The sequence below is a fragment of the Klebsiella sp. GL120222-02 genome (assembly GCF_003097195.1).
GTDB classification, from domain to species: domain Bacteria; phylum Pseudomonadota; class Gammaproteobacteria; order Enterobacterales; family Enterobacteriaceae; genus Klebsiella; species Klebsiella variicola.
In genome coordinates this window covers 430,026-454,657 of sequence record NZ_QEQO01000001.1, presented here as the reverse complement: position 1 = coordinate 454,657, position 24,632 = coordinate 430,026, and the positions used below count along the sequence as shown (strand labels likewise).

Sequence of the window (24,632 nt, the reverse complement as noted above, 5' to 3'; positions counted from 1 at the left end):
GAATCGCTCCTTACGCTTTCTCGATGTTGACCAGAAACGCCTTATACTCCGGCGTTTGCGAGTTGGAATCGCCGACGTTAGGCGTCAGGGTGTTGGCGATATAGCCTTTACGGGCCACGCCTTCAAAGCCCCAGTGCAGCGGGATCCCAACGGTTTCGACCTGCTGGCCGTTGACGTTCAACGTGCGCAGTCGGCGGGTCACCACGGCAACCGCGCGAATAAACCCGCGTTTGCTGCTGACTTTCACCCAGTCGCCGTTGGCGATACCTTTGCTTTTCGCCAGCCCTTCGCTGATTTCGACAAACTGTTCCGGCTGCGCGATGGAATTGAGCAGCGCATGCTTGGTCCAGGTGTGGAAATGCTCGGTCAGACGATAGGTGGTGCCGACATACGGGAACTTATCCTTCTTACCCAGGCGGATGGCGTCCTCTTCATACAGACGCACCACCGGGCTGGAGACCACATTCGGGTGCAGCGGGTTGGTGCCAAGCGGGGTTTCCATCGGCTCGTAGTGCTCCGGGAACGGCCCTTCCGCCAGTTTATCGAGCGCAAACAGGCGGCCAAGTCCCTCCTGCTGCATGATAAACGGCCCGGTGTTGCTCCCCGGCGGCGCAGTATTGAAGTCCGGAATATCATTTCCGACCCACTTGCTGCCGTTCCACTGGATCAGCATCCGCTTCGCATCCCACGGCTTGCCGTTAATATCAGCCGAAGCGCGGTTATACAGCACCCGACGATTGAGCGGCCACGCCCAGGCCCATCCCAGCGTATTGCCCAGGCCCGAAGGATCGGCGTTATCACGATTCGCCATCTGGTTACCCTGCTCGGTCCAGCTGCCGGTATAGATCCAGCACGACGACGCGGTGCTGCCGTCATCGCGCAGCAGCGCGAAGCTATTGAGTAGTTGGCCTTTTTTCGCCAGCAGAGCGCCATTTTGATCGTAGAGATCCGCCAGCGCGTAGCCGTTGTTCTCTTTAGCCACTTCTGCCGATTCCGGGTGATCTGGCTGCTTATAGCTCCAGCTCATTTTCAGCAGCGGTTCCGCGCCCTTCCCGCCTTCGCGACGGTACAGCTCGCGCAGACGATGATAGATCCCAGCCAGGATTTCGCCATCGTTGCGCGCTTCCCCCGGTGCGTCCTGGCCTTTCCAGTGCCACTGCAGCCAGCGACCGGAGTTGGCGATCGAGCCATCTTCTTCAGCAAAGCAGGTCGACGGCAGACGGAAGACTTCGGTCTGAATCGCCGACGGGTCGACATCATTAGACTCGCCGTGGTTCTGCCAGAAGGTCGAGGTTTCGGTCACCAGCGGATCGATAACCACCAGATACTTCAGCTTGCTGAGACTGCGGACCACTTTGTTTTTGTCCGGGAAGGACGCTACCGGGTTGAAGCCCTGACAGATATAGCCAGTGACGTTGCCGCTATCCATCATATTGAAGTACTTGATAACGTCGTAGGCCTGATCCCATTTCGGCAACCAGTTGAAGCCCCAGTCATTCTCTTTCTGCGCCGCCTCGCCATAGAACGATTTCATCAGGCTGACGAAGAATTTCGGGTAGTTGCTCCAGTAGTTCACCTGGTCGGGCAACGTCGCTTTCGGCGTGTTGGCGCTAAGATAACTTTGCAGATCGCTCTGTTTATCGGATGGCAGCGTCAAATAACCCGGCAGACTGGTCGACAACAGGCCCAAATCGGTCAGCCCCTGAATATTGGAGTGGCCGCGCAGCGCGTTGACGCCGCCGCCGGCCATGCCCATATTGCCGAGCAGCAACTGGATCATCGCCATGGTGCGGATGTTCTGCGCGCCGACGGTGTGCTGCGTCCAGCCCAGGGCATACAGGAAGGTGGTGGTGCGGTCCGCGGCGCTGGTTGACGCCAGCACCTCACACACTTTAAGGAAGTCCGCTTTCGGCGTACCGCAGATATTCTCCACCACTTCCGGCGTGTAGCGGGAAACGTGCTGCCTGAGCAGATTCCACACGCAGCGCGGATGGCTGAGCGTTTTATCGCGTTTGGCGTAGCCGTTTTCATCGAACTGGTAGTTCCAGGACGATTTATCGTACTGACGTTTTTCGACATCGTAGCCGCTGAACAGGCCCTCTTCGAAGGCAAAATCATCCCGCACCAGCAGACTGGCATTGGTGTAATGCTTCACGTACTCGGCATTGATCTTATTATTTTCGATCAGGTACAGCAGCACGCCCGACAGGAAGGTAATGTCGGTACCGGAACGAATCGGCGCATAGATATCGGCCACCGACGCGGTACGCGTAAAGCGCGGGTCGACGACGATAAGCGTGGCATCGTTATTGTTTTTCGCTTCCATCGCCCAGCGGAATCCCACCGGATGCGCTTCGGCGGCGTTGCCGCCCATCACCACCACGACGTTAGCGTTTTTGATATCAACCCAGTGGTTGGTCATCGCACCGCGACCAAATGTTGGAGCAAGACTTGCTACCGTTGGTCCGTGTCAGACGCGCGCCTGGTTGTCTACCGCCAGCATGCCGAGCGAACGCACAAATTTTTGCGTCAGCATGCCAGTCTCATTGCTTGCCGCCGAGGCGCACAGCATGCCGGTGGAAAGCCAGCGGTTAACCGTCACGCCCTGCTCGTTCTTTTCAATAAAGTTGGCGTCGCGGTCGGCTTTCATCAGTCTGGCGATGCGGTTAAAAGCTTCATCCCAGGAGATGCGCTGCCATTTATCCGAGCCCGGGGCGCGGTATTGCGGATAACGCAGGCGGTTTTCACTGTGGACATAGTCCAGCAGGCCTGCGCCTTTCGGGCACAGCGCGCCGCGGCTCACCGGATGGTCCGGGTCCCCTTCAATATGGTAAATCGCTTCTTTGGCGTTTTTCGCGCCGTCGCCGAGGCTATACATTAATAGCCCACAGCCCACGGAGCAGTAAGTGCAGGTGTTGCGGATCTCTTTCGCACGCAGCAATTTGAAATTGCGTGCCTGAGCCAGCGCCATTTTAGGGGCAAAGCCCAGGGCGGCGGCTGTGGTTCCGGCCATACCGCCTGCGCAGATCTTAAAGAACTTTCTGCGGCTGACGTCCATTGCATTCCTCCATGCAGGATGTTGATTCATCGCGCGGAGGAAACTAACAGCAATACCTTTGTTTTATTTGCGTCAAATCAAGGTCGAAAACGCTCGCCCCCTTAATAGTCAGCGGCGACGGGTTTGACTAATACCAAAGAGTTAACGCCGGCGGGAAATATCGACCATCGACCGGCAAAAGATGTTATAAATTCCGGCTGCGTTTGCGTCACTATCAGGTTAAATATGCAAAAAAAGAGAGCGACATCAATCGGCTTCGCCGCCATTATCTTATGGAGCACGATGGTCGGATTGATTCGCGGCGTCAGCGAAGGGTTAGGCCCGGTTGGCGGCGCGGCGATGATTTATAGCCTCAGCGGCCTGCTGCTCATTTTTACCGTTGGCTTTCCCAACCTGCGCCAGATCCCGCGCCGCTATCTGCTGGCCGGCAGCGTGCTGTTTGTCAGCTATGAAATCTGCCTCGCCCTGTCGCTGGGGTTCGCCGCCACTCGCCAGCAGGCCATTGAAGTGGGGATGGTCAATTACCTGTGGCCCAGCCTGACGATTTTGTTCGCCATTCTCTTTAATGGCCAGAAAAGCAGCTGGCTGGTGATCCCCGGCTTATTGCTGGCGCTGTTCGGCGTGAGCTGGGTACTTGGCGGCGAGCACGGGCTCAACCCCGAGGAAATCATCAATAACGTGGTGTCCAGCCCGCTGAGCTACATTCTGGCATTTGTCGGGGCGTTTATCTGGGCGGCGTACTGCACGGTGACCGCGAAGTACGCCAAAGGTAAAAATGGCATTACCCTCTTTGTCCTGTTAACCGCCCTGACGCTATGGCTGAAATTTCTCGCCAGCGACCAGCCGCCGATGCTGTTTAGCTGGCCGGTAGTCATTAAGCTGATCACGGTCTCCGTGGCGCTGGGGCTGGCTTACGCGGCGTGGAACGTCGGCATCCTGCACGGCAACGTCAGCCTGCTGGCGGCCGCGTCGTACTTCACGCCAGTGCTCTCTTCCGCGCTGGCGGCAGTCCTGCTCAGCGCCACGCTATCGTGGTCCTTCTGGCAGGGCGCCGGGATGGTGTGTCTCGGCTCCCTGCTCTGCTGGTACGCCACCCGCCGCTAACCGAGATCGCCCCCCGCCACCGGTAGCGTCACGCCGGTGATATAGCTGGCTTCATCGCTGGCGAGAAACAGGATCGCGTTCGCCTGTTCCGCCAGCGTGCCGTACCGGCGCATCAGACTGCTCGCCACCGTCTGATCGACCACCTGCTGATACCACGCCTTTTCCTGCTCGCTCGGCTGCTCATCGTTGCGCGGCGTCAGGCGCGGCGGCGCCTCCGTCCCGCCTGGCGCGACGGCGTTAATCCGAATGCCGCTGCCGCTGTACTCCATGGCAATCGACCGGGTCAGCGCATTCACGCCGCCTTTCGCCGCCGAGTAAGGCACCCGGTTCACTCCTGCCGTCGCCACCGACGAGATATTGACGATGCTGCCTTTCCCCTGCTTCAACATCCAGGGGAGCGCCGCACGGCAGCCCCACAGCGTGGGGAACAGCGAGCGGCGGATCTCTTTCTCAATTTGTTCTGGCTGATACTCGGCAAAGGGTCGCGCCCAGATGGTGCCGCCGACGTTATTGATTAACACATCGATGCGACCAAAATGCGCTACCCCGGCGGCAAACGCCTGTTCGGTACTCTGCCACTGCTCAAGGTCAGCCTCCAGCGCCAGTACCTGACTTCCGGACTGGGCTAGTACGGCAGCCAGTTCGTGTACGTAAGGCGAGCGGTCAATCAGCAACAGGGCAGCGCCTTCGGCTGCCGCCTGCTCCGCGGTCTGGCGGCCAATCCCCTGCGCCGCGCCGGTGATAGCGACGACTTTATCGGTAAAACGCATACTGCCTCCTTATGCCGCCGCGCTCTGGCTGGCGATAAATTTCTCATACCAGAACCCTGCCGGGGAAATTCCTCTGTCGCGCAGCGCCGTGGCAACCGCGTTCACCATCGGCGGCGGCCCACAAAGATAGATATCGACGTCGCCGTTATTCAGCATGGCGTCATCGAGATGGTCGGTGACAAAACCGCGCTGCGGGCAGGTACTGTTTTCATCCGCCACCACCGGCAGCCAGCGATATCCCGTGAGTTGTTGGTTAAACGCATTCAGCGCGTCGGTTTTCACCAGATCACAATCGCGGGTCACCCCGTACAAAAGCGTTACCGGACGCTGGCTACCCTGTGTCTGCAGGGTGTGTAACATGGACAGCAGCGGCGCCAGCCCGGTGCCGCCCGCCAGCATGAGCAGCGGGCGTTCGCCGCTGCGCAAATAGAAGCTGCCCATGGGTCCGCTGAGGGTCAGGCGATCGCCGGGCCGCGCCTGCTGGGTTAACCACTGGCTCATCATGCCGCCAGGCACGTTACGGATCAGAAAACGCCCTTCGAGAGAACCCGGCAGCGAGCTAAATGAGTAGGCGCGCACATGAGGCGTGCCCGGTACCTGAATGTTAATGTACTGTCCCGGCAGAAAAGCCAGCGGCTCATCCAGGGCGACCACCAGTTCGATGGCGGTATCGGACAGACAATTCACCTGTCGTACCTGCGCCCCGGTGTTGGTCAGCGCGGTTTTGCACTGGGCGGCGGCCACCGGCACGTCGATCACACAGTCGCTGGTCGGGACCATCTGGCAGGTCAGCACCTGGCGATTCTGCGCTTCGTCGTCGCTTAACGCCTCGTCGAGATAATCCTCCCCCAGATCGTATTCACCGCTGGCGCAGTGACATTTGCAGGTACCGCAAACGCCGTCCGAACAGTCCATCGGCAGATTCACCTTCTGGCGATAGGCGGCATCCAGCACCTTCTCCCCGGCATGGCATTGAATAAAGCGGGTAATGCCGTCCTCAAAATTAAGAGCAATATTGAAGGTCATAAGCGCCTCTTAAATGTGGTAAACGTCAATCACCTGACGGATATAATCGTTATTCAGGCGCACGGTTTTGCGCACGATCTGCGGTCTGCCGTCCTGCTCAATTAGCGTGCAACAGGTAGAGCCGAAATAGGCATCCGTGTGTTGATAGCGGTGGCTCCAGGTGACCCAGTTGTAGCGCACCTCCAGCCCCTCGTCGCTTTCGCCCATCAGTTCAACATTGCTGATGATGTGCGTGGTGCGCGGCTCCGGCGTACTGGCGCCGGAACGTTCGGTTTTAATGCGATAGACGCGATCTTCCAGGCCTTCACGGTTGGGATAATAGATAAGGGAAATCTCTTTTTGCGGGTCGCGCGTCAGCTGGTCATCGTCGCCCCACGCCGGCATCCAGTAGACCACCTGCGGGCTGTAACAACTCAGCCATTCGTCCCACTGACGATCATCCAACAGGCGGGCTTCGTAATAGAGAAACTGGCGAACGTGTTCGAGATTCAACATCAGGCCACCTCCACGCGCTGGGTAATCGACTGGTCGTAACGCTGCTGTTCCTGTTCCAGCGCCGCCAGCATGACCGTTTGCCAGTGATGGTGATGGGCGATGTACAGCGCTTCATCTTCTGATTTCACCCCGCTGAGTCGTGGCGTGAAACCGGCATGTTTGGCGTGCTCATCCGGGCCGTCGACCCAGCGCAGCGCACCGCGGCTCAGATCGCTCCATGGCAGATTTTCGCCGAGATAGCCGCGCTGACAGGCGCTGAACTCTTCCAGATCGTCCGGCGTCCCCATCCCGCTAACGTTAAAGAAATCTTCATACTGGCGGATGCGTAGCGCCCGCGCCTGGTCTGATTCACCTTTTGGCGCAAAACACCAAATGGTGACTTCGGTTTTATCGACCGCAATCGGGCGGATCACGCGGATCTGGGTAGAAAACTGATCCATCAGGTAGACGTTGGGGTACAGGCACAGATTGCGGGTTTCATTGACCATCTGGTCGGCGCGTCGTTCGCCAAATTCCGCCTGCAGACGCTCGCGGTGGGCATACACCGGGCGCACTTCCGGGTTCAGCGCCCGGGTCCACAGCAGCATGTGGCCATTGTCAAAACCGTAGCCGCCGCCGACGCTCTTTGACCAGCCGTTGGCGTCAACCGCATGCGTCCCCTCCGCTTCATAGTTGCGGCGTGACATGGTTGAGGCATAGTTCCAGTGCACCACGCTGACGTGATAGCCATCGGCGCCGTTCTCCGCGCCCAGCTTCCAGTTGCCTTCGTATACATAGCTCGACGAGCCCTTCAGCACTTCCAGGCCGTCCGGCGCCTGATCGACGATCAGATCGATGATTTTGCGGGTTTCGCCGAGATAGGCCTCCAGCGACTGCACGTCGGCGTTGAGGCTACCGAATAAGAAACCGCGGTAAGACTGAAAACGCGGCAGTTTTTGCAGATCGTGAGACCCTTCCTGTTTGAAGGTGTCAGGATAGGCGCCGGTGCTCTCATCTTTGGCTTTTAATAATTTGCCGTTATTGCTGAAGGTCCAGCCATGGAACGGACAGGTAAATGAGTTTTTATTTCCGGTTTTGCGTCGGCATAACATGGCCCCGCGGTGGGCACAGCTATTAATTAATGCATGCAATTCATTCTTTTTATCACGAGTGATAATAACCGGCTGCCGTCCCAGCGTCAGAGTATAATAATCTCCCGGCTCGGCAATCTGGCTTTCATGGGCGAGAAAAACCCAATTACCTTCGAAGATATGTTTCATTTCAAAATCAAATAACTGCTGGTCGGTAAATATAGAGCGGTGGCAACGGTAAATATGATTTTCACGGTCGACAATTAACGCGTTGGTGATTTTGTCTTTAAGCGCTGATAGCGTTTTTTGCATGAGTCAGTCCCTCCTGCAGGATTCAGGATGAAAGAAACAGGGTGAATTTGTCGTTTTCGGGTGCAATGTCTGGCCCGGGCAGCTACGTGCCCGTGGCCAGTAAAACCGATTACTCTTTGGCGCGCAGGCGGGTGCCGCGGTGCCCTTCGTCGGCGTTCAGGGCTTTACACAGGGTGAAATCAAAACAGACCTCGGTGTGCTCTCCCTCAAGATCGCGCTGCGCGATGGTCTCGCGGTCGGTCACTTTTACCGGGTCGGCAATCAGACCGTCGCGGGTAGCAAAGGCAAAATCATCCCACAGATATTTATCGCCGCTGAGGTTAATCTGGCTGGTCAGATGCTTATGGCCCGGGGCGGAGACGAAGAAGTGAATGTGCGCCGGACGGTTGCCGTGGCGGCCTAACTGATCCAGCAACTTCTGCGTCGGACCATCCGGCGGGCAGCCGTAGCCGGACGGCATGATGCTGCGCACGCTGTAGCGGCCATCGGTGCCAGTGCGGATCCGGCGACGGAGGTTGTAGTCGCTCTGACTTTGATCGAAAAACGAGTAATTACCGAGGGTATTGGCGTGCCAGATATCAACAATGGCGTTAGCGATCGGCTGGCCCTGATTATCTTTAACCTGACCATGCAGCCACATTACTTCCCCGGCATCAGTGCCATCATCCATCCGGGCGTGGCTGTCGGCCAGCGGCGCATTGGCCACATACAGCGGCCCTTCGATGGTGCGCGGGGTACCGGTTTCCCGCCGCGCCGCCGCATCAATGGCGTCCTGACGCAGGTCGAGGAAATGCTCCAGTCCCAGCCCGGCCGCCAGCAGCGCCGCTTCCTGACGCCCACCCAGCTCGTGCAGATAGTTCACCGCGTGCCAGAACTCTTCTTCTGTGACGTTATAGTCATCGATCAGCGTACAGATATTCTCCAGCAAACGGTGGACGATGGCTTTAAAACGTTCATTACCGCCAGGGACATTTAACCCCGCGCCTTCACGTAATAATTTCTGCACGGCTTCTTGTTGTACGAAAGCATTACTCATAATTATTCTCTCTTATCGTTGTAGGATATTTGCCGGGTATTCCCGGCATGAGGTCAGATGTTATTATTATTAGCTATCGTCTTCACGAACAGACGAGGGATGACGGCACAGCGCCTCGACGCGAATATCCATAAAGGGATACAGCGGCAATCCCATTAAAATTTGATGTAACTCTTCGGCATCTCGAACATCGAAAATGCTGACATTGGCGTAAAGACCGGCGACGCGCCAGATATGTCGCCATTTGCCTTCACGCTGTAATTGTTGCGAATAGGTTTTTTCGCGTTGTTTAATTTCATCCGCTTCGGCGGCAGGAAACCCGATCGGAATATTAACGGTCATATCCACTTTAAATAGCATGATTTTCTCCTGTTATGCTTTACGGGAATAGAAGCGCAGCTTGTCTTCATCCAGCTCCACGCCGAGCCCTGGCGTCTGCGGGAGCGCTACCTGACCATCGGCAAAGGTGAGTGGCACGCTGACAATATCGTCTTTGAGGAGCAGCGGGCCGAACATCTCAGTGCCCCACTGCAGCGGCAGCGTCGACCAGGCGTGCAGCGACGCGACGGTACCGACGGTCCCTTCCAGCATGGTGCCGCCATACAGGCCAACCCCCGCCGCCTGGGCGACGCGGGCCAGCGCCAGCACGCTGTTCGGTCCCCCGGCTTTGGCGATTTTCAGGGCATAAGCGCCGGTAAATCCCTGTTGCGCCAGTTGGTAACCCTCGTAGGCGGTCGCGACCGCTTCATCCGCGAGGATCGCGGTTTCAATATGCTGGCTCAGGCGCACCAGTGCAGCATTGTCGTGGGCGCTGACCGGCTGTTCGATAAGATCGACGCCCATCGCCGCCAGTTCGCGGCAGCCTTTCGCGCCGGTGGCGGCGTCCCAGGCCTGGTTAACGTCAACGCGGATGCTGGCGCGATCGCCTAATGCTTCCACAATGGCCCGGGTATGACGCAGGTCGGTGGCTAATTCCCGCGCGCCAATTTTCAGCTTGAACGCCTGATGGCGGCGCCCGGCTAACAGTGTTTCCCCTTCGGCGATATCTTTCGCGGTATCGCCGCTGGCTAAGGTCCACAGCACCGGCAACGCCGTTTGCAGCGCCCCGCCGAGCAGCGCCGACACCGGCAGCCCTAAGGCTTTGCCCTGGGCATCCAGCAGCGCGGTTTCAATGGCGGACTTTGCAAAGGTGTTGCCTTTAATGGCGCTGTTCATACGCGCCGTCAGCGCATTCAGGTTATCGGCCGGCAGCCCTTTCAACAGCGGCGTCAGATAATGGGTTATCGCCGACGAGATGGCCTCCGGGCTCTCGACGCCATAGCTCAAACCACCGATGGTGGTGGCTTCGCCGATGCCGCAGATGCCGTCGGAGCGGGTAAGCCGCACGATCACCAGCGTCTGGCAGCCCATGGTGGTCATCGATAACTTGTGTGGCCGGATGGTCGGGACATCCACTATCCAGCTCTCAATACGTTCTACGGTGGCGGTCATTTTCGGTTCCTGATGAGATGTATAACTTTTTGTACCCACATCCATAACGGGGAGGTGTGTGCCATTGACAATAGGGTTCAGCCTGGCGGCTGGTCAACGGCGATAATCGAAATGTTGTGCGATTATCGGCACGTTTGTTAAAAGGCAGTTAATAATGTGATCGCGGTGGTAAAACCGGCACAATTCAGGACGGTGCAGTTTGCGCACGGTATAGTGATGCCCCGTGAGCTTTGCATTGCAACGGAGAGGGAATCAATGCGTGACCATACCCCCACCACCTTGAGCGCCAGGCAGGCCGAGCACGATCCCAACTTTATGCTGTCTCTGGCCCGCGGGCTGGAGGTCCTTAACGCTTTTACTCCCCAGCGCCAGCGGCTGACCATTTCTCAGTTGAGCCAGAAAACCCAAATCTCCCGCGCGGCGGTACGCCGTTGCCTGTATACCCTCGCCGCGCTGGGCATGGTGCACAGTCCGGATGGCCGCAGCTATGAACTGCTGCCCCGGGTGCTGGCCGTCGGCCACGCCTATCTGGCCGGTACGCCGCTGGCCAAGGTGGCGCAGACGGCGCTGGATAGCCTCGGCAAAGCGCTCGGCGAATCCTGCTCAGCGGCGACGCTGGATGGCGATAACGTGCTCTATATCGCCCGCGCGGCAGTCAATAATTTACTGAGCGTCGACCTGGGGCGCGGCAGTCGCCTGCCGGCGTGGGCGACCTCTATGGGACGGGTGTTGTTGAGCGCGCTGCCGGAGGAACAGCTTGAGGTGACACTGTCACGAGCAGCGTTAATCCGCTACACCCCGCACACTCTGTGCGATATGGCCGGGCTACGCGCGGAGATTGCCCGGGTGCGCATGCAGGGCTATGCCCTCGCCGACCGGCAGATTGAGGTGGGGTTGTGTTCGCTGGCGGTGCCCGTGCTGTCACGCCATGGCCAGGTGGTGGCCGCCCTGAATGTCGGGGTCCCCGCCGCGACGACCAGCGCCGCGGCGTTAAAAGAGAAGGCCCTCGCCCCGCTTCGACGCGCGGCGATGGACCTGTCGCTACAGCTATAGCGTTGACTGCGGTTTCGCCACGCTCGCCAGGCTGCGCCAGATCCCGGCGGCCAGCAGCAGGAGCAGTACGCCCGCCGTCGCCAGCACCAGGCTGTGAGCCTGGGTAAAGGCCGCCTTCGCCGCCGCCATCAGCGCCTCAGCCATCCCGGCGGGCAGCGCCTCGGTCAGACTGACCGCCTCGCCGATTGACGACGACGCCTGCTGCGCCATGGACTCACTCAGCCCGGACGGTAGCACAATGGTGGCGCTGTAGCTGCGGGTCAGGATCAGGCCAAACAGCGCAATACCGAGACCGGCGCCCAGCTCATAGGCCATGGTTTCGATGGCCCCGGCCGCCGCCGCTTTCTCCTTCGGCGCCGCCGCCATAATCGCGGAGCTGGAGGCCAGCAGCGCGCTGGCGACGCTGAAGCCCAGCAGCGTCATCAGCCCCCATGCCTGCCACGGTTGTGTGCTGAAATCGGTCAGCGCGAGGCCCAGAAAACTGAAGGCGCTGAGCAACATTCCGCCCGTCGCCACCTGCCGCAGCCCCAGTTTCGACACCAGCATTCCGGCAATCGGGCCGCTGAAGCCGCTGGCAACCATCACCGGCAGCATAAACATCCCCGCCTCGAACGGCGTTTTCTGATGCACAAACTGCAGCTCCTGCGCCATCAGCAGTTCAAAACCGACCAGAGTAATCAGGGCCGTCATCGCCATCATCACCCCGCTTAAAATAATACGATGGGTGAAGAGCCGCATATCCACCATCGGGCGGGTCGCCGACAGCTGCTTGCGGATAAACCAGGTGAGCATCGCCGCCCCGCCGATCGCCACCAGTGCGGTGAGCCACAGCGCCAGCTGGCCCTTCAGCGCCGATTTCGCGCTAAACACCAGCATCAGGATCGACGCAATCAAAATAAGCGCCTGCAGCAGATTGAGCGGTTGTTCGCGGCGCGCAGGCTGGCGCGGCACCACCTTCGCATTAATGGCGATAACCACCAGCACGATCGGTACGTTGATCAGGAATACCGACCCCCAGTAGAAATGCTCCAGCAGCATGCCGCCCACCAGCGGGCCAAAAGCCGCGCCGCCGGAGCCCACCGCCGCCCACAGACCCAGCGCCATATTGCGCTGGCTGGCCTCGGCAAAGGTGCTGCGGATCCCAGCCAGCGTCGCCGGGACGATCATCGCCGCCCCCACCGCCAGCAAAGCGCGTGAGGCAATCAGCGTCAGGGCCGTCGGCGACAGCGCGGCGCACAGCGAGGCGACGCCAAAAATGGCGCTGCCGAGCAGCAGCAGGCGCTTGAAGCCGATTTTATCGCCGAGGGCGCCCATCGGCAGCACCATACCGGCCATGACTAAGGAGTAGATATCAATAATCCACAGCAGCTCATTGCCGCTGCTACCCAGCGCGACGCTGAGCGTCGGCGCGGCCACATGCAATACCGTGGCGTCAATCGCCACCGGAATATAAACCAGCAAAATCGCCATCAGCGTCATCCATTGCCGTGACATAGCTTGTACCTCAATGTTGGAAATTGGACACACGTCCAGGATGGCGATCCTGCCGGATTGTTGAACGCATGTCCAACTTTTTGTTACACTCGGCCAAAGCCAGATGACAGCGGGGTTCTATGCACTATTTACAGCGGGATGCACGACGGGAAGGGATTATGCAGGCCGCCATGCGGCTGGCGCTGCGCGGCGGCTTTGCCGCCATGACCGTGCGGCAGATCGCCCGCGAAGCCGAGGTGGCCGCCGGGCAGTTGCACCACCACTTCTCCTCCATCGGCGAGCTGAAATCACAGGTTTTCATCCGTCTGATCCGCGAGATGCTCGATATGCCGCTGGTGGCCGAAGACGCCAGCTGGCGCGAGCGGTTATTCTCGATGATCGGCAGCGAAGATGGCCGGCTGGAGCCCTATATCCGCCTGTGGCGCGAAGGCCAGGTGCTGGCCGACAGCGACCCGGACATCAAAGCGGCCTACCTGCTGACCATGAACATGTGGCATGAAGAGACCGTCGCCATCATCGAGCAGGGCCTCGCCTGCGGCGAATTTCATTCGTCTGAACCACCGGCAGATATCGCCTGGCGTTTTATCGCCCTGGTGTGCGGCCTCGACGGGATTTACGCCCTTGGCACCCAGGCCCTGGACGATGCAGCGTTTAGCCGTTATTTGAATAAGATGATTACCATGGAATTGTTTTAGCGGACGCTGCCAGAGCGTGGCAGGGATCCATCGCGGGCACTGACTGTTGGCGGAGGCCATTGACCCCGTTGCGCCGTTAGTTTGCCGGATAGCGGCTACGCCTTATCCGGCCTACAAAACGCTTCTATCTTCATTCGATAGCTTTCCCTCAGGCCCGGTCAGCGCAGCGCCACCGGGTATCAGGAAATTTACTTCCCGGCTTCCGGATGGGTATCGAACGCCGCCATTACCGCCGCCAGCGCCGCTTCGCTAAAGCCATGTTTAGGATCGTCCACGCCCAGCCCGAAGCGGGTCTGCAGCGCTTCATACAGCGCGGAGACATCGGCAAAATCGATCTTCTCCACCACGTGGTTATTCTCCCAGTGGGTAAAGTGGAAATTGGTGAGGGTCATTTTGCCGCCGTCCGGCAGATGACGGCACATCAGCAGATGGTGACGGAAGTGGGACTGCGGCCAGTGCGCCGACCAGAAGTTACCCATCACATAATCAGACGCATACTGCCGGCCTAAATCGAAATGGTACATCGACTGCCAGTGTTCGTGATGGTTGAACTGCAGCGTCCACTCATCGCCCTCATGCACCAGACGATAGCTACCGTGCGGCGTTTGCTGGGGGATATCGGCCAGCAGTTTGATCGGCGCGGTCAGCGTCTGGCCGCCGAAGCCGACGTCGGCGATCCAGCGCTCGCCCGCCACTTCCACCAGCAATAAACGGTGAGTACGCGGCGGCATCTGCGGCGGATTGGCCAGCACCACGCGGCCCAGCAGGCTGCGGACATTAAAGCCTATCTCGCGCAGCGCGCGCTCCAGCAGGCCATTCTGTTCAAAACAATACCCCCCGCGGCGGGCAGCGATCAGCTTCTCTTCCAGCGCCCGATCGTCAAGGTGGATCTCACGCGGCAGCAGGACGTCGAGGTTTTCAAAGGGGATGGCGCTGTTATGCTGCAGATGCAATTCCCGCAGGGTATCAATGGATACATCAGGCTCACCCGTCCAGCCCAGACGGGAAAAATAGGCGCGTAAAAAGGGACTCATCAAGGCCTCCAGCTGTAGGTGTCCGACATTTATAGCCTATTTTTCCGCGCCGACCGTCTTTTTTGTGCGCTTGTCGTTAACCGCGCGTGCTGCGCTGCATCAGCGCCAGCGCCGTCAGCATCAGGACCAGACCGGTCAACAGCGTCAGGCTGGCCATCGCCATGCCCTGACCGACGGAGCCCTGTTCGAACTGGCGCCAGATAAACACCGCCACGGTTTGCGTACCGGCCGGAGAGAGCAGCAGCGAGGTCACCAGCTCCCGGGAGGCCACCGCGAACACCATCAGCATCGCCGCCAGCAGCGCCGGAAAGACCAGCGGCAGAACAATCAACCGCAGCGCCTGCAGTGGCGACGCCCCGTGCACCCGGGCGGCGGGCTCAAGATTGGGGCCCAGCTGGCGCAGCGCGCTGCCGACATAGCGCACCGGCCAGGGCAACAGCAGGCAGCAATAGGAGAGCAGCAACATCCACAGCGTGTTATAGGGCGAGCGCGGCCAGAAGGGCTGATTCCACAGCAGGATCAAACCGACGCCTACCACCACGCCCGGCAGCGCCGCCGGCATCAGCGACAGCGCGTCCACCATCCCGCGCCCTTTAATCTTCTGCACCATCACCAGCCAGGCGGCCAGCAGGCCCAGCGCGCCGACAATCAGCGCCGAGCCCAGGGCCAGCGACAGGCTGGTGCCGAGGGCCGACAGGGCATCCCCCTGCTGGTCAAACAGCGCCGCGAAGTGACGTAGCGTGACATTCTCAACACTCACGCCCCCTGAGAGCGTGCCCATCACGCTGGTGAGTATCATCGAGGCGGCGGGGACGCCGACCGCCAGGCCGCCGACGGCCGCCATTATCAGCACGGCGGGCAGCGTCATCCAGCCCAGCGATGCCCCGCGGTTTTCTCCCGGCTTGCCGGTGACGCTGGTGACCTCTTTCTCCCCCACCAGCCGCTTTTGCAGCCACCAGGCGAACAACGCCACCGCCATCAACAGCAGCGACAGCAGCGCGGCGCCGGTAAGGTCCACCGGCCAGTCGGCCAGCTTTTTCTCAATACCGACCGTCAGCATCACCACTCCCGCCCGGCTGCCCAGCGCCGCCGGTACACCAAACTCCTCGATAGCGAGGGTAAACGCCAACAGCGTGCCCGCCGCCAGCGCCGGGGAGAGCATCGGCAGTGTCACGTGCCAGAAGGCGCGCCAGGCGCTGGCGCCATGGACGCGGGCGACCACCGCCAGCCGGGTCCCGCTCGCCAGCAGGCTGCGGGAGACGGCAAAGTACACCACCGGGAAAATATTAAAGGTCATCACCAGCACGATACCGCTGCGGCTGAACAGCAGATCGTTCAATTGCCAGCCGGTCAGCTGCTGCAGATAGCCCTGGCTTTGCAGGGCCAGCATCCAGGAGAGCGCCGAGATATAGGGCGGCGTCAGAAAGGGGATCAAAAACAGGAGATCCCACAGTCGGGGCAGCGGCAGCGAAAACATACCGCGCAGGATGCCGAGCGGCAGGCCAATCATTACGCTGACCAGCGCCACGCCGGCGGCGATCCACAGCGTACCGCCGAGCATCGCCGGTAACTGGGGATCGGCCAGCAGCACTGAGACGCCGCCAAAGGCGTCCCCGAGCGAACCGGCGCTAAAATGGGGAAAAATCGCCTGCAGCAGAATAAATACTAACGGCAACGCGACCAGCATCACCAGGGCGGCGAGGGTCGCGCCGGAAAGGAATGTTTGTTTCACAACCGGTTCCTGAAGCTGAGGGGTCCCCCGGCGGCCAGCGCCGGAGGAACAGGAGCAATTACTGCGCGTACAGCTGACTGAAGCGGGCGAGCACGGCGCCCCGTTCGCTGCTGCCTTCGCTGGTGGTGGGCAGCACCTTCAGCGCGTCCAGTAACGGACGTTTGGCCGCCACGTCGCGGCGGGCGGGCATCAGCCAGGCATCGGCAACCCTCGCCTGACCTTCCGGCGACAGAACATAATCGATAAAGGCTTTGGCATCGTCGGCATGCTGGCTGGTTTTGAGGATCATCATCGGGCGCGGGGCAATCACTGTTCCGCTGGCCGGGAAGATCACCTTCAGCGACTCGCCCTGCTGAATATTGCCGTAGGAGACATAATCCACCGCGCCAAACACCGCCGCTTTCGCCCCCTGCATCACCGGCGTCACCGCCTGGGCGTTGGGTCCGCTGACCACCATGCCGTTCTTTTTCAGATCGTCAAACAGTTGCCAGGCCTGGTCGCCCATGCTGTTTTGCAGCCCGATCAGCAAATCCAGCGACGCACCGGAGAGCGCCGGGTCGGGGGTTGTCACCTTGTCTTTAAACGCCGGCTGGGTGAGATCCCGCCACTCTTTCGGTTCCGGGGTACCGCTTTTACTGTTCCAGACAATGCCCAGGGCGGAGACGCCCTGGGCGATATAGTCCGCCGATTTCAGGTTCGCCGGTACCTGGTCGGCATTGGCGCTCGCAAAAGGCAGCAACCAGCCCCGCTGGTGCAGATCTTCGGCGGTATCCCACGAGGCGGAGATCAGCACATCCGCCTGCGGGTTGGCCTGCTCGGCCTCCAGTCGGGCCATTACTTTGCCGGTGGTGGCCTGGAAAACCGTCACCTTCACCCCGGTCTGTTGTTCAAAACCGCTGGCCAGGCTTTTCGCCAGCGAGCCGGGTCCGGCGGTGTAAACGGTCAGCGCATGGGCGCTGGAGAGCATCATGGCGGAAAGAGCCATCGCGAGTACCACTCCTTTCTTAACGGTCATAACGGTGTTCATGCAACTTCCCCTGAGGTTGGCGTAACGGCGCGGACAGCGGCCACGCGGCCCGCGGATAAATAGACAATCTGGTCAGCTAACAGCTCGGCTTCACGTCGATCATGGGTGACATACACGGCGGTGATGCCGAGCTGTCGCAACAGGCGGCTCATTTCGCCGCACAGCGATTCGCGCAGTTCGCTATCCAGGTTGGAGAGCGGTTCATCAAACAGCAGCACCCGCGGCGCGGCGACGATCGCCCGCGCCAGCGCCACCCGCTGCTGCTGACCGCCAGAAAGACCAGAGGGTTTACGTTCGGCGAAACCGTTGAGGCCTACCCGCGCCAGCGCCTCGCTCACCCGGCGCTCGCGTTCGCTACGGGAGACGCCGCGCATGCGCAGCGGAAAGGCGACGTTCTGCGCCACGCTCATATGCGGCCAGAGGGCGTAATCCTGAAAAACCATGCCGATATCGCGCTGCTCCGGGGGCAATCCCCATCCTGCGCGGGCGACCAGCCTGTCGCCAAAGCGGATTTCGCCGCTGGCCGGCACGCTCAGCCCGGCCAGCAGACGCAGCAAAGTGCTTTTGCCGCAGCCGGACGGACCCAGTAGCGCCACGATGCGGCCGGGTTCGATATGCAACGAGAAACGGTCAAGAACGGGAGTCTCTGCGAAGGCAAAAGAGACCTCCTGCAGGGTGATAGGGGTCAGCGTGCGCATCATCGCCCTCCCTTTCGGGACAGCGAGACCTGCCCGGCGGCCGACATCCGACGGGGCACGCTCACCTGGGATAACATCAGGGGAGCCAACATATTGTGATCCTCTTTGGGACTTAGTGCTGGCGACTATAGTCAGACGAGATGACGTATTGATTACATTTTCATTGCGGCTTAACGTGTTACCTGCCAACCGACCCATTATTCAAGGAACGCCTATGAGCCGCTTTCGCCACGTTGAACTGCAGTACGCCAGCCGCCTGCTCAACCACGGCCCGACCATTTTGATCACCAGCTACGATGCCCCGTCTGACCGGCGCAACGTCATGGCCGCCGCCTGGTCAATGCCGGTGGAATTCGCCCCGCCGCGGGTGGCTATCGTGGTGGATAAAAGCACCTGGACGCGGGAGATCATCGAGCGCAACGGCACCTTCGGCATTGTGGTTCCCGGCGTCGCCGCCGCCAGCTGGACCTACGCCGTCGGCAGCGTCAGCGGCCGCGATGAGGACAAATTCAATGCCTGGGGGATCCCGGTAGTGACCGGTCCGGAGCTGGGGTTGCCGCTGATCGAGGAGAAGTGTCTGGCATGGATGGAGTGCCGCCTGCTGCCGGCGACGGCGGCCCAGACCCAGTACGACACCCTGTTCGGGGAGGTGGTGTCTGCCGCCGCCGATGAACGCGCGTTCGTCACCGGACGCTGGCAGTTCGACGACGATAAGCTCAATACCCTGCATCATCTTGGCACCGGCAATTTTGTCGCCAGCGGTCGTCATGTGCGGGCAAACTCCCTCGACGAATAAGCGTGACCTGCCGCGGGTGGCAGATTTTTCCCCTGCCCGGCCTGCGGCCCTCCCTTTTCAACCCGGAGGGCGGCGGCGATCGGCGCTGGGGGTCAGGCCAAACACTTTTTTATACAGAGTGGTAAAGTGGTTGCTGTTGGCGAAGCCGCACAGATAAGCCACTTCGGTAATGGACATCTCCGTTTCACGTAATTTGACCCGCGCGGAGACCAGTCGCAGACGTTTCAGATAATTATCCGGCGTTAAGCCCGTGGCCTCTTTAATATGGCGAAACGCCGTGCGGGTGGTGAGATGAAATTGCTCCGCCAGTTGCTGCCAGTTATGTTCTTCGAAACAGTGCTCCTGCAGCCAGGTGAGTAATTTATGCAGTTTATAGCGGGTGCTGCTATATTCGGCTTCCGACTCGGCTGTGAGAATGGTGGTCACCAGCTGGAAAAAGAGAGACTCCCGTTGCGGGGTATTATCCGCCGCCCTCAGCGCCGGGGAAAATATCTTTTCCACCAGTTCCCGACAATAGCTGCGGGTCTCCGGCGCCAGCCAGCCATAGCAGGCGGCGCGCTGCGCCGATAATTGCTGCAGCAATCCTTCCATCTGCTGTAAATAGCGAAAGGCCACCGCCGGATTAATTAAGACATTAATCAGCTTCAGCGTCCCCAGTTCATCATAATAGTGGACATCGCCAGGCTGGACGTAAAATACATCGCCCTGCTGGATGTACAGCGGGCGGCCATTAATAACGTGTAATCCATGCCCCTCCTCGACGATCACCAGCTCAGCAAACTCGTGGCCATGCTCCTGGCTATTATCTTCCGGGTCGCTGGCGTACATGCCGAGCTTATCCTGGGGATGGGTGAAATAATACTCAACGGTCAGTGTCATCATTACAGCAAATCCTGAACAGCCTGGTGCGCAGGGGCACGATAATCTATTCCGACCTTCGCCACGCGCCCGATGTGCGGATTTGTGATCGCCAGCGCCCCCACCTCATTATTCCTGCCATTTTCACTGACGGTTTGGCATTGCCAGAGTGGTGGCGCCGCCAGACGACGGCCTATGCTGCGCCTAACCTAATGGAGAGGACGCAGTATGTCACAGGCAATTCAATACAATTCCAGTGTGGCGATGACCCGCCATCCGCATTTATTACAGCGTGCGGCCGCCCTGACGCCCGCGCTACATCGTCAGCGCCAGGCGCCGCAGGCCATCGTCGAGGCCGTCGCCGATCCGGCGGCGCTGAACGGCTGGCGGGGACACACCGTCTGCACGCCTGAGCAGTTTTATCAGCAGCCGCTTCGCGTCGGCGACAGCATCATCATTGATTTTGGCAGCCATTTTGTTGGCTACCTGCAGTTCAGCTGCCGCAGCGTCGGCAGCCCGCCGGATGCCCCGGCCCATCTGCACTTCACCTTCGGCGAAACGCTGAGCGAAGTCTGCGAGCCGTTCAGCGAGTACCAGGGGTGGCTGAGCAGTAGCTGGTTGCAGCAACAGGATCTGTGGCTCGACGTCCTGCCCGCCCGGGTTGACCTGCCGCGTCGCTACTGCCTGCGCTACCTGAAGGTGGAGGTCAAAGCGCTGTCGCGCAAATTTCGTCTGCAGTTCGATGAGATAGCCCTGGAAACCGTTACCTCAGCCGGCAGCCCGCAACCGGCGGTCATCGCCGATCCGCAGTTGAAAGCCATTGATAGCGTCGCGGTTCGCACCCTGCAAAACTGCATGCAGGAGGTATTTGAGGATGGGCCGAAACGCGACCGTCGGCTGTGGCTCGGCGACCTGCGCCTGCAGGCGTTGGTCAATGACGTGACCTTCGGCCACCACGATCTGGTCCGCCGCTGCCTGTACTTGTTTGCCGGCCATACCCGGGAAGACGGCATGGTCTCCGCCAATGTCTTTGTCCAGCCTGATGTGCGCGCCGATGACACCTTTCTCTTTGATTATTCATTATTTTTTATCGACGTACTTTATAACTACCTGCGAAGCACCGGCGACACGGAAACCGTCGGTGAGCTGTGGCCCACGGCGCGGCGGCAAATCGAGCTGGCGCTGACCCGCTGCGATCCCCACGGTCTGGTGCGCGACAGCGATGACTGGTGGGTATTTATCGACTGGCAGGCAGAGCTGAATAAACAGGCGTCGGCGCAGGGGGTGCTTATCTACTGCCTGCAGCGTGCCCTCTGGCTGGCGCAGCGTTTTGAACCGCAGCGGGTAGCCGACTACACCGCTACGCTCGCGCAGCTGAAAGAGGCCGCCCTCCGCCACCTGTGGGATAGCGAGCGGCAGGTGTTTATCAGCGGCGCCGCGCGCCAGGTCTCATGGGCGTCGCAGATCTGGCTGGTACTGGCGGAGGTTGGCACCGCCGGGCAGCGGCAAGCGCTGATGCGCCGCCTGCAGCAACAGCCGCCCGCCATTGCCATGAATACCCCGTACTTGCGCCATCATCACATTGTCGCCCTGCTGCAGTGCGGCCTGCGCGAGGAGGCGGTGGCGGAGATCAAAGCCTACTGGGGAGCGATGGTTGACTACGGCGCCGACACCTTCTGGGAAATTTTCGACCCACAGCATCCTGACTTTTCCCCGTATGGCAGTAAGCTCATTAACAGTTACTGCCATGCGTGGAGCTGTACCCCGGCCTGGTTTATTCGCCAGTACGGACTTTAACAACAACGATAAGCGAGTGATTTATGGCAGAAACAACGTTTACCCTGTGGCGGCAGCGCCTTGGCTATGGCATTGCCGATCTCTCCTGCAACCTTGTGTGGCAGATGATCTCTCTGTATCTGATGTTCTTTTACACCGACGTGATGGGCCTCCCGGCCTATTACGTTGGGCTGATGTTCCTGGTTACCCGGCTGGTGGATGGCGTGGCCGACGTGTTGATGGGGCTGGTGATCGACAATACCGCCACCCGCTGGGGGCGCTGCCGTCCCTGGCTGCTGATTGGTGCCCTGCCTTTTGGTCTGCTGTGTATTCTGGCCTTCTATGTGCCGGATTTCGGCACCACCGGCAAACTGCTGTACGCCTTTATCACCTATCTGTGTCTGTCGTTCCTCTACACCCTGGTGAACATTCCGTTCTGCGCCATGCTGCCGTTTTTAACCAGTGATTCCGCAGAGCGCACCACGCTGTCGGCGGTACGTATTCTGCTGGGATCCCTCGGGGCCACCATCGTCGCCGTGGCCACCCTGCCGCTGGTCGGCATGCTGGGCAAAGGCGACCAGCAGCAGGGGTTCCTCTATACCGCGGTGATTTTTGGCGTACTGGCGGCCTTTTTCCTGCTGGTGAGCTTTCGCAACGTCGAAGAAAAGATCATCCTCAGCGGGGAGCGCATGACCCTGAATCGCGCCTGGATTAGCCTGCGCGCCAATCGTCCGTGGTGGATCTTCGCCAGCAATATCTTTCTGATGTGGGGGGCATTCTTCTTTCAGACCGGAGCGCTGGTGTACTTCTTCCACTATTACGTCGGGAATACCGAGCTGACGGCGGTTATCGCCGGGATCTCCACCTTCGTTCCCCTGCTCGGCACCCTCACCGTCCCGCTGCTGGCCCGACGCATGAAAAAACGTCATGTCTATCTGGTGGCCAGCGCGGTCAATCTGCTCGGGATGGGGATGATGATGCTGTCTGGCACCTACGCGCTGGGGCTGATCGTCGGGGCGGTGATCCTCTCCCTTGGCGCCGGTCAGCGCACGGCTATCTATTTCTCGATGCAGGCCGACCCGGTGGATTACGGCGTGTGGAAAACCGGCATTAATACCGCGGGTATCCTGACCTCGATAAACGGCTTTCTCGGCAAGGTGGCGATGGCCGGCGCCGGGGCGATCACCGGGGCACTGCTCTCCTCCGGCGGCTATATCGCCAACCAGGCGCAAAGCGACAGCGCCCTGTTGGCCATCAAGGCCTGCTATCTGTACATTCCGGCGCTGTTGATCCTCGCCTCGATGCTGTGGATGGGCCGCTTCTACCGCCTCGACGATCACTATGAGCAGATCCGTGCCGACCTCGATGCCGGACGCGGCGCCTCGCCAGCCCCGGCCACCGGAGAATCCCCCGCCATGTAAGGCGCCCCGCTGCTTTAACCTCTGGATAAATTAAGGACTTTTATGCGTATCTCTGTGATTAGCGCAGCGGTTTGCTGCGCCCTTTTTCCACTCACCAGCGCCGCCGGGTTGAGCGTCGAACAACGGCTGGCGCAACTTGAAGCGCGCCTCAATCTCGCCGAACAGCAGGCCAGCGAAGCCAGCCGCCGCGCGCAGCGGGCAGAACAGCAAACCGCCGCCGCCGAACAGCGCGCGGCGGCGGCGGAGCAGCAGGTGCAGGCGCTCAGCCAACAGACCACGGCTCGCGAACAAAAACAGCAGGCTACCAATCAGCAACTGAGCGAACAGCTGGCGAAGCGCGCCCCGGACGATGGCTTTACCTTTAACGCCTACGCCCGTTCCGGAATGTTAGTCAACAGCCACGGCAAAGGCGCCCGCGGCGGGCCAGGCATCTCCCCGGCCAGTTCGCTCAACGGCGATGCCCACGTCGGTCGTCTCGGCAACGAAAAAGATAATTACGCTGAGCTGAGCTTTGGCAAAAAGCTCACCTTCAACGATGGCTCATGGGCGCGCTTTAAGACCATGCTCGCCGACGGGGCCACCAACCCGGATCCGTGGGTTCAGGACAACGACAGCCACCATCTGAACATTCGTCAGCTGTACGTCGAGATGGGCGACTTCGCCGAGTTCACCGGACCGTTAAAACGCGCCTCGATTTGGGCCGGCAAGCGCTTCGATCGGGATAACTTCGATATCCACTTTACCGATAGCGACATTATGTTCCTCGGCGGTACCGGCGGCGGGATCAACGATGTCGACTTGGGAAGCGGCCTGCGCGGCGATTATTCGGTGTATGCGCGTAACTTCGGCGACCTTGGCAGCGATAATTACGCGGATAATGACATCCAGAATCTGCTGTTCACCGCCAACCATTTTTACGGCAACTGGCAGCTGATGACCACGGTGATGACCGCCCAGGGCAACGATGACCTGAAAGATAATACCTCGACCACCGGGAGCTATGCCCTGCGCAGCGATAACACCGCCAAAAACGGCTACTACGCGATGCTGGCCCTCCACGACAAACAGCAGTTCTACGGCCTGGCGCCGGGGGTGTCGGAAAGCGCCCTGCAGTACGGCGTCGGGCTGGGCGCCGAAGCGCGTCAGCCGGGGAGCGATGGCGACCTGACCGAGAACGCGGCCTCCCTGCGCTTTGCGTCGTACGGGATCCTGCCGCTGGGGAAAAACTGGCAGCTGGCGCCGTCGGTGATAGCCCAGCACAGCGAAGACCGCTATCGCGACGGCGACCGCTACGACTGGGCGACATTTAACCTGCGGGTATCGCAAGGGATCTCCGCTCACTTCGCCCTGCTGTATGAGGCCTCGTGGCAGTATATGGATCTCAATCCGAACGGGCGCAGCTATCGCTATAATGACAACGTTTATCAGTATCAGGCGGTCCGCGGTGATTTCTACAAGCTGACCTTCGCCCCCACCTTTAAAGTGGGCGATGTGTTTGATATCAAAGCGCGGCCGGAGATACGTTTCTTTGTCACGTGGATGAACTGGGATAAAGACCTGGATCGTTATGCGATCAACGATGATTTCGGCAGCAAAGGCTTTACCGCTGGCGGGACATGGAACTTCGGCGTGCAGACGGAGATTTGGTTCTGACCGAGCGTCACTGGCGGGCATCATGCCCGCCAG

Annotated in this window: 21 protein-coding genes; 7 read left to right on the top strand and 14 right to left on the bottom strand. The window is 60.0% G+C overall.

Going from position 1 to position 24,632, the window contains the following annotated elements:
- Nucleotides 1–10: 10 nt before the first annotated feature.
- Nucleotides 11–3,058 (bottom strand): formate dehydrogenase-N subunit alpha, encoded by a 3,048-nt coding sequence (gene fdnG / locus N438_RS02260; RefSeq protein ID WP_165818780.1) that lies wholly within the window; start codon nucleotides 3,056–3,058, stop codon nucleotides 11–13.
- Between the two features lie 225 nt (nucleotides 3,059–3,283).
- Here fdnG and yddG point away from each other — a divergent pair, with 225 nt between their 5' ends.
- A complete protein-coding gene (gene yddG / locus N438_RS02250; RefSeq protein ID WP_023297693.1) occupies nucleotides 3,284–4,162 on the top strand; it encodes an aromatic amino acid DMT transporter YddG in 879 nt (292 codons plus the stop codon).
- Here yddG and N438_RS02245 read toward each other — a convergent pair.
- From N438_RS02245 to N438_RS02215, 7 genes are all read right to left on the bottom strand, one after another.
- Entirely contained in the window at nucleotides 4,159–4,932 is a 774-nt protein-coding gene (locus N438_RS02245) for a 1,6-dihydroxycyclohexa-2,4-diene-1-carboxylate dehydrogenase (RefSeq protein ID WP_023340220.1), read from the bottom strand. The two genes, yddG and N438_RS02245, sit on opposite strands and share 4 nt — an antisense overlap.
- A 9-nt stretch (nucleotides 4,933–4,941) precedes the next feature.
- A complete protein-coding gene (gene benC, locus N438_RS02240; protein ID WP_082227987.1) occupies nucleotides 4,942–5,958 on the bottom strand; it encodes a benzoate 1,2-dioxygenase electron transfer component BenC in 1,017 nt (338 codons plus the stop codon).
- A gap of 9 nt (nucleotides 5,959–5,967) precedes the next feature.
- Nucleotides 5,968–6,453 (bottom strand): benzoate 1,2-dioxygenase small subunit, encoded by a 486-nt coding sequence (gene benB / locus N438_RS02235; protein WP_008804731.1) that lies wholly within the window; start codon nucleotides 6,451–6,453, stop codon nucleotides 5,968–5,970.
- Nucleotides 6,453–7,835, bottom strand: a complete 1,383-nt coding sequence (locus N438_RS02230; RefSeq protein ID WP_050887109.1) for a Rieske 2Fe-2S domain-containing protein — start codon at nucleotides 7,833–7,835, stop codon at nucleotides 6,453–6,455. Before N438_RS02230 ends, benB begins: the two co-directional genes overlap by 1 nt.
- Before the next feature lie 109 nt (nucleotides 7,836–7,944).
- Complete coding sequence (gene catA, locus N438_RS02225; RefSeq protein ID WP_116696046.1) at nucleotides 7,945–8,871, bottom strand: catechol 1,2-dioxygenase; 927 nt, start codon at nucleotides 8,869–8,871, stop codon at nucleotides 7,945–7,947.
- A gap of 69 nt (nucleotides 8,872–8,940) precedes the next feature.
- Nucleotides 8,941–9,231: a muconolactone Delta-isomerase gene (gene catC / locus N438_RS02220; protein WP_072125932.1), complete on the bottom strand. Its 291-nt coding sequence runs from the start codon at nucleotides 9,229–9,231 to the stop codon at nucleotides 8,941–8,943.
- Between the two features lie 12 nt (nucleotides 9,232–9,243).
- Nucleotides 9,244–10,407, bottom strand: coding sequence for a muconate cycloisomerase family protein (locus N438_RS02215; RefSeq protein ID WP_162994854.1), 1,164 nt, complete (start codon nucleotides 10,405–10,407; stop codon nucleotides 9,244–9,246).
- 171 nt (nucleotides 10,408–10,578) lie between these two features.
- Here N438_RS02215 and N438_RS02210 point away from each other — a divergent pair, with 171 nt between their 5' ends.
- Complete coding sequence (locus N438_RS02210) at nucleotides 10,579–11,415, top strand: IclR family transcriptional regulator C-terminal domain-containing protein (protein WP_162493252.1); 837 nt, start codon at nucleotides 10,579–10,581, stop codon at nucleotides 11,413–11,415.
- Here N438_RS02210 and kmrA read toward each other — a convergent pair.
- Nucleotides 11,410–12,909: an efflux MFS transporter KmrA gene (gene kmrA / locus N438_RS02205; protein WP_060875749.1), complete on the bottom strand. Its 1,500-nt coding sequence runs from the start codon at nucleotides 12,907–12,909 to the stop codon at nucleotides 11,410–11,412. The genes N438_RS02210 and kmrA overlap by 6 nt on opposite strands.
- A 119-nt stretch (nucleotides 12,910–13,028) precedes the next feature.
- On the opposite strand from kmrA, the gene N438_RS02200 reads away from it, so the two are divergent.
- Entirely contained in the window at nucleotides 13,029–13,604 is a 576-nt protein-coding gene (locus N438_RS02200; RefSeq protein WP_032738859.1) for a TetR family transcriptional regulator, read from the top strand.
- 188 nt (nucleotides 13,605–13,792) lie between these two features.
- Here the strand turns inward: N438_RS02200 and nhoA are convergent, their stop codons facing one another.
- The 4 genes from nhoA to N438_RS02180 form a co-directional block, all read right to left on the bottom strand.
- Nucleotides 13,793–14,638, bottom strand: a complete 846-nt coding sequence (gene nhoA / locus N438_RS02195) for an N-hydroxyarylamine O-acetyltransferase (RefSeq protein ID WP_008804723.1) — start codon at nucleotides 14,636–14,638, stop codon at nucleotides 13,793–13,795.
- A gap of 76 nt (nucleotides 14,639–14,714) precedes the next feature.
- Nucleotides 14,715–16,370 carry an iron ABC transporter permease gene (locus tag N438_RS02190; RefSeq protein WP_116696045.1) on the bottom strand — a complete coding sequence of 552 codons (1,656 nt, stop codon included), beginning with the start codon at nucleotides 16,368–16,370 and terminating at the stop codon, nucleotides 14,715–14,717.
- A gap of 58 nt (nucleotides 16,371–16,428) precedes the next feature.
- Entirely contained in the window at nucleotides 16,429–17,397 is a 969-nt protein-coding gene (locus tag N438_RS02185; RefSeq protein ID WP_008804721.1) for an ABC transporter substrate-binding protein, read from the bottom strand.
- Nucleotides 17,394–18,098 carry an ABC transporter ATP-binding protein gene (locus N438_RS02180; RefSeq protein ID WP_012541582.1) on the bottom strand — a complete coding sequence of 235 codons (705 nt, stop codon included), beginning with the start codon at nucleotides 18,096–18,098 and terminating at the stop codon, nucleotides 17,394–17,396. The genes N438_RS02185 and N438_RS02180 overlap by 4 nt, the downstream gene beginning before the upstream one ends.
- Nucleotides 18,099–18,309: 211 nt before the next feature.
- Between N438_RS02180 and N438_RS02175 the strand changes: the two genes are divergently transcribed.
- Entirely contained in the window at nucleotides 18,310–18,891 is a 582-nt protein-coding gene (locus N438_RS02175) for a flavin reductase family protein (protein ID WP_004151228.1), read from the top strand.
- A 57-nt stretch (nucleotides 18,892–18,948) separates the two neighbouring features.
- On the opposite strand, the gene N438_RS02170 is transcribed toward N438_RS02175, so the two are convergent.
- Nucleotides 18,949–19,773 carry a helix-turn-helix domain-containing protein gene (locus N438_RS02170; RefSeq protein ID WP_008804719.1) on the bottom strand — a complete coding sequence of 275 codons (825 nt, stop codon included), beginning with the start codon at nucleotides 19,771–19,773 and terminating at the stop codon, nucleotides 18,949–18,951.
- 204 nt (nucleotides 19,774–19,977) lie between these two features.
- Between N438_RS02170 and N438_RS02165 the strand changes: the two genes are divergently transcribed.
- The 3 genes from N438_RS02165 to N438_RS02155 are packed head-to-tail and all read left to right on the top strand — an operon-like array spanning nucleotide 19,978 to nucleotide 24,599.
- Nucleotides 19,978–21,546 (top strand): family 78 glycoside hydrolase catalytic domain, encoded by a 1,569-nt coding sequence (locus N438_RS02165; protein ID WP_110197799.1) that lies wholly within the window; start codon nucleotides 19,978–19,980, stop codon nucleotides 21,544–21,546.
- A gap of 23 nt (nucleotides 21,547–21,569) precedes the next feature.
- On the top strand, nucleotides 21,570–22,946 hold the full coding sequence (locus N438_RS02160) for an MFS transporter (protein WP_116696044.1): 1,377 nt from the start codon (nucleotides 21,570–21,572) through the stop codon (nucleotides 22,944–22,946).
- A 42-nt stretch (nucleotides 22,947–22,988) separates the two neighbouring features.
- The gene (locus tag N438_RS02155) at nucleotides 22,989–24,599 is read left to right on the top strand and encodes a carbohydrate porin (protein WP_116696043.1); all 1,611 of its coding nucleotides are present in this window, start codon (nucleotides 22,989–22,991) and stop codon (nucleotides 24,597–24,599) included.
- The last annotated feature ends 33 nt before the right edge of the window (nucleotides 24,600–24,632 follow it).